This window comes from Kitasatospora sp. NPDC001539, from assembly GCF_040298565.1.
GTDB lineage: Bacteria > Actinomycetota > Actinomycetes > Streptomycetales > Streptomycetaceae > Kitasatospora.
In genome coordinates this window covers 1-4,925 of record NZ_JBEPAK010000368.1, presented here as the reverse complement: position 1 = coordinate 4,925, position 4,925 = coordinate 1, and the positions used below count along the sequence as shown (strand labels likewise).

Genomic DNA, 4,925 nt, shown 5'->3' with positions numbered 1-4,925 from the left:
CCCGCGGGGGGGGGGCGGGGGGGGGCGGGCGCCGCCCGCGCCCCCCCCCCCCCCCCCCCCGGGGGGGGGGGCGCGGCCCCCCCCGGGGGGGGGGGGGGGGCCCCCACGGTTCCGGGCCGATCGAGCCGGCGGCGCGTACGGGGTGGGCGCCGCTCGGGCCGGTCGGGCCGGCCGGGTGGACGGTGGGCACGGGGGAGCCGACCGGCCACCCGGGGTCTTCGGGTGGTTGTGCGTCCTGCGGGTGGTGCGGGTGGTGGTGCGATCCGGGTGGGCGGCGAGCCCGGGGGGAGTCGCTCGCCGCCCACCCGGAGTTCTGGGGGTCACCTCCGGGTCGACTGCTCGTCCTCGGAGGGGACGGTCCTGCTCGGACGGATGTCCGGCGGGGTGGGTGGGGCCGGTGGGGTCGGTGCGGTCACGCCGTTCTTGCCGGGTTTCGTGCGGCCACCGCCGCCGTCCTGGCCGTTGGTGCCGCCGCCGTTGGCGTTCGAACCGCCGTTGGCGTTGCCGTTCGAGCCGCCGTTGGCGTTGGACTTGCCGTTGTCCCCGCCGTTCTTGCCGCCGTCCGTCGCGGGCGAGGTACGGGCGGGGGTGCTCGGCTGTGCCGTGGCGCCCTGGCTGCCGGACGTGCCGTCGCAGTAGCCGGCCACGCCGTCCGCTCCGCCGGCCGCCGCGACGAGCGGGGCGAAGAGCGGGTCGGCGGCCAGCTGGCGCGGGTGCTCGCCCTTGTCCGTGCGGTCCGTGAAGCCCTGGCAGAGCGGAACCAGCGCGGGCGGCAGGGAGGGCCGGGCGCCGTGCTCGCCGGTGCCGGGCGTGCCCGGAGCCGCCGTCTGCGGGCCGCCGGAGGCGGTGCCGGACGGCCGGGCGGACTCGAACGGCGCCGCGGGTCGGGTGCCGGCCGCGCCGGAGTGGGGCGCGCCCGGGGAGCTGCCGGTCGAGCCGCCCGGGACGGTCGGCGGACGCTGCGGCTCGGACGGGCCGCCGCCCAGCGGGGACGGCAGGTTTCCGGTACCGGCGGCGACCGCGACCCCGCACAGCGCGGTGGCCCCGAGCACGGCGGCAGCGGCCTTCGTGCTGAAGGCCCTGGCCAGCGCGGCGGTTGCCATGGATCGTCTCCGGACGGGGGTCACGACGGGGTCGGGCGCGAGACTCGCCTTCCGGAACGCGGCCAGGGCGGCCTCCTCCCCGGCCAGTTCCGCTGCCGACGCCGGGGCGGCGGCCGCGGCCAGCACCCGGGCGACGTGCCCGGGACCGTCCGGTCCGGTGAGCGAGGCGTCCTGCCCGGCCGACGGGCCGCCCACGGCACCACTGAGCAGCTGCTCGGCGGTGTCACGGTCGATCCGGCGGGATCGGTTGGTGCTCATCTCATGTCCTTCAGCGTCGCGGCCCGGCGTTCTGTCACACCCTGCGGAGAACTTTTTTCCGCGGGTTCCTGCGGCGGGCCCGGCGGCCGGTCCCCGGCCCCCGGTTCGGCGCTGCGGGCGGCGGGGATCCCGGCCCCGGAGGAGGGGTGGTCCAGCAGCTTGGCCAGTCGCCGCAGCCCGCGGTGGGCGGCCATCCGGACGCTGCCGGCCCGCTTGCCGAGCACCCGGGCGGCGCTCTCGGCGTCGAGTTCCATGACCACTCTCAGCAGCACCGCCTCGGCCTGGTCGCGCGGCAGCCGGGAGATCAGCGCCAGGGCGTCGGCGGTGCCCACGGTGGTGAGCGCGGCGCCCGCGGTGTCGTCGCCGGACGCGAGCTCGGCCAGGTACTCGACGGGCAGGTCGGCGACCGGGCGGCGGCGCCGGGCGCGCAGGTGGTCCAGGGCGCGGTTGCGGGCGATGGTGGCGGCCCAGCCGCGGAAGCCGTCCCCGTCGCCGGAGAAGCCGCGCAGGTCGCGGGCGATCTGCAGCCAGGCCTCGGAGGCGATGTCCTCGGCGTCCTGCACGTCCTCGGGCCGTCCGCCGACCAGCACCCGCAGGTAGCGCAGCAGGCCCGGCTGGACGGTCCGGAACAGCAGCCGGAACGCCTCCTCGTCCCCGTCCTGGGCGGCGCGGACCGCCTCGGTCAGATCGGGCGCGGGGGCCGGGCCCGGTGGGGGGCCGGCTGCTGGGACTGGTCCGGGCCGGCCGAGGGGGCTGCCGGTGCCCGCTCCGGGGCCTTCTGCACTCTGCACCCGCCCCATCATGCGTCATCCGGGGAACCGGGTCGGCGCCGGTCGCGGGTCCGGGCCGCCCGGGGCGGGCCGCCGGCGGCGCTCCCGGCGGTCCTGGGCCGGTCCCCGCAGGTCGGAGGCGGTGTCACGGGGCGCGCCGTGACAACTGTCATGCGGATCCCGCAACGGACGGCACTGCTGCGGCGGGGGCCGGACGGAAAGACTGGCGGCACGCCGAGGGCAGGGGCCCGCGGCACCGGACGGGGAGGAACCCACCATGAGCAGCCAGAGCGTCAGCGCCGCCACGACTTCCGCTCCCGCGACGGGCGCCGCGCACGCCGAGGCGCCGAACCCGCTGCTCTCCGGTCTCCGCCCGCTGGCGCTCGACGTGGCCGCCCCGATGGCCGGGTACTACGTGCTGCACTCGACCTTCGGTCTGAGCGAGTTCGCCGCGCTGGCCTGGAGCAGCGCCTTCCCGGCCGCCCGGACGGTCCTCGGGCTGCTGAACGAGCGCAGGCTCAACCTCTGGGCCGCGCTGATGCTGGTGGTCAACCTGGCGGGCCTGGCGCTGACCTTCGTCACCGGCGACGCCCGACTGATGATCGCCAAGGACGGCGCGCTGAGCGGCACCGTGGCGCTGGCGATCCTGGTCTCGGCGCTGGTCGGCCGACCGGTGATGACGCCGGTGCTGATGCCCTTCGTGACCAAGGGCAGGCGGGACCGCGCCGCCGCCTGGCAGCGGCTGGTCGAGGGCCGGGCGGCCGGCTCGCGGGCCTTCCGCCGGCACGAGCGGGTGTTCGCCGGGATCTGGGGCACCGCGCTGCTGGCCGAGTGCGCGGCCCGGGTGGTCGGCGCCTTCACCCTGCCGGTCTCGACCATGGCCTGGCTGTCCACCGTGTTCCTGATCGCCGCGATCGCGGCCGGTTCGATGCTCGGCCAGATCGCGGTCGAGCCGATCGAGAAGCTGGTCGGCGCCGAGGCCGAGCACCCGACCGCCGCGTGAACCGCCGGTGCCGGGGGTTCGAACAGCCAGGAACCATCGGGATCTCCCCGGAGTCCTTATAACGAGGGGGTAACGGGACCCCCCGAGACGACCGACCCGGGGAGCCCCACCATGCGGACGAACGCGCTGAGCACCACCGAGGACCGCACCCTCGACTGGGACGGCTGCCTGAACGTCCGCGACCTGGGCGGCCTGCCCACCGCCTCCGGCCGGCTGACCGCCCGCGGCGCGATAGTCCGGGCGGACAACCTGGACCGCCTCACCCGCGAGGGCTGGGACGCCCTCCTCGACCACGGCGTCCGCACCGTGGTCGACCTGCGCGACGACGAGGAGTACCGGCCACTCCTCCCACTCCCCGAGGGCGTCGACCTGGTCCGCGTCCCGCTGGACGCGCTGGCCGGCTCCGCCTGGTGGCGGACCTACGGCCGGCTGGACGGCACCCCGCTGGCCCTGCGCCCGTACCTGGACCACTGCCCGCACGCCGCCGCCGCGCTGGTCACCGCGATCGCCGGAGCCCGCCCCGGCGGGCTGGTGGTGCACTGCGGCGCCGGTCGCGACCGCACCGGCCTGGCCGCCCTGCTGCTGCTCGCCCTGGCCGGTGTCGACCGGGCCGCGATCATCGAGGACTACCTGCTCAGCGGCCCGAACGTCCGACCGCTCTACGGGATGCTCGGGCTGCCCGACCCCTACCACCGGATCGACGCGGTGCTGGCCGAGGCCGGGACGACCGCCGAGGCCGTGCTGGAGTCGACGCTCGACGGGCTCGACCCGGCGGGCTACCTGCTGGCGGCCGGGGTCTCCCCCGCCGCGATCGCCGCCGTCCGGGCCCGGCTGCTGCCGGGCCGCCAGCGGTCCGAGGACGTTACCGGGAGGTAGCGTCAACCGGTGGTTGACGATGCGGGGATCGACAACCTACGGTTGACGCATGGAGAATCCCGTCGTTCCCAACACCACTCCGCTGCGCCTCGACGACCTGATCGCCGCGATCAAGAAGGTCCACACCGACGCGCTCGACCAGCTGTCCGACGCGGTCATCGCCGCCGACCACCTCGGCGACCTCGCCGACCACCTGATCGGCCACTTCGTCGACCAGGCCCGCCGCTCCGGCGCGTCCTGGACCGACATCGGCCGCAGCATGGGCGTCAGCAAGCAGGCCGCCCAGAAGCGTTTCGTCCCCAAGGACCCGGGCACCCCGAACGACCTCGACCCCAGCCAGGGGTTCAGCCGCTTCACCCCCCGGGCCCGCAGCGTCGTGGTGGCCTCGCAGGAGGAGGCCAGGAAGGCGGGCAACGCCGAGATCACCACCGAGCACCTGCTGCTGGGCCTGCGCGCCGAGCCGGAGGGCATCGCCATGAAGGCGCTCGCCGCCCAGGGCATCACCCCGGAGGCCCTCGGGGCGGCCGCCACCGCCGCCCTGCCGGCCTCCGTCGGGGAGCTGCCCGCCCTGATCCCGTTCGACACCGGGAGCAAGAAGGTCCTGGAGCTCACCTTCCGCGCGGCGCTCAAGCTCGGACACAACTACGTCGGCACCGAGCACATCCTGCTCGCCCTGCTGGAGCAGGACAACGGCGAGGGCGTCCTCGCCGGCCTGAACGTGGACAAGGCCGAGGTGGAGACCTTCGTCTCGGAGGCCATCGCCGCCATCATCGCCGCCCGGAACGCGGAACCCCAGCAGCGGGATTGAGGACGCGGCCGGTGCAGCGGGGTTGCGGACCGGCCCCGGTGCAACGGGGCGAGGACCGGCCCCGGTCCGGCCCAGGCGCCGTGCCCCGGGCGGAACTCCCGCCCGGG

The 4,925-nt window shown here is 76.5% G+C and carries 5 protein-coding genes; 3 read left to right on the top strand and 2 right to left on the bottom strand.

The features are described 5' to 3' along the window. Nucleotides 1-320: 320 nt before the first annotated feature. The gene (locus ABT247_RS31745) at nt 321-1,361 is read right to left on the bottom strand and encodes a hypothetical protein (protein ID WP_350749649.1); all 1,041 of its coding nucleotides are present in this window, start codon (nt 1,359-1,361) and stop codon (nt 321-323) included. Continuing rightward, the gene (locus ABT247_RS31740) at nt 1,358-2,161 is read right to left on the bottom strand and encodes an RNA polymerase sigma factor (RefSeq protein WP_350749651.1); all 804 of its coding nucleotides are present in this window, start codon (nt 2,159-2,161) and stop codon (nt 1,358-1,360) included. Before ABT247_RS31740 ends, ABT247_RS31745 begins: the two co-directional genes overlap by 4 nt. 247 nt (nt 2,162-2,408) lie before the next feature. On the opposite strand from ABT247_RS31740, the gene ABT247_RS31735 reads away from it, so the two are divergent. From ABT247_RS31735 to ABT247_RS31725, 3 genes are all read left to right on the top strand, one after another. Continuing rightward, nucleotides 2,409-3,134: a VC0807 family protein gene (locus tag ABT247_RS31735; RefSeq protein WP_350749646.1), complete on the top strand. Its 726-nt coding sequence runs from the start codon at nt 2,409-2,411 to the stop codon at nt 3,132-3,134. Nucleotides 3,135-3,245: 111 nt separating this feature from the next. Further along, a complete protein-coding gene (locus ABT247_RS31730; RefSeq protein WP_350749643.1) occupies nt 3,246-4,010 on the top strand; it encodes a tyrosine-protein phosphatase in 765 nt (254 codons plus the stop codon). 49 nt (nt 4,011-4,059) lie between these two features. Continuing rightward, nucleotides 4,060-4,818 (top strand): Clp protease N-terminal domain-containing protein, encoded by a 759-nt coding sequence (locus ABT247_RS31725; RefSeq protein WP_350749640.1) that lies wholly within the window; start codon nt 4,060-4,062, stop codon nt 4,816-4,818. Nucleotides 4,819-4,925: the final 107 nt, after the last annotated feature.

Excerpts from the sequence above, each read along its gene's own strand:
- ABT247_RS31745 (WP_350749649.1), bottom strand. The coding sequence starts at position 1,361 with ATGAGCACCAACCGATCCCGCCGGATCGACCGTGACACCGCCGAGCAG.
- ABT247_RS31740 (WP_350749651.1), bottom strand. The coding sequence starts at position 2,161 with ATGGGGCGGGTGCAGAGTGCAGAAGGCCCCGGAGCGGGCACCGGCAGC.
- ABT247_RS31735 (WP_350749646.1), top strand. The coding sequence starts at position 2,409 with ATGAGCAGCCAGAGCGTCAGCGCCGCCACGACTTCCGCTCCCGCGACG.
- ABT247_RS31730 (WP_350749643.1), top strand. The coding sequence starts at position 3,246 with ATGCGGACGAACGCGCTGAGCACCACCGAGGACCGCACCCTCGACTGG.
- ABT247_RS31725 (WP_350749640.1), top strand. The coding sequence starts at position 4,060 with ATGGAGAATCCCGTCGTTCCCAACACCACTCCGCTGCGCCTCGACGAC.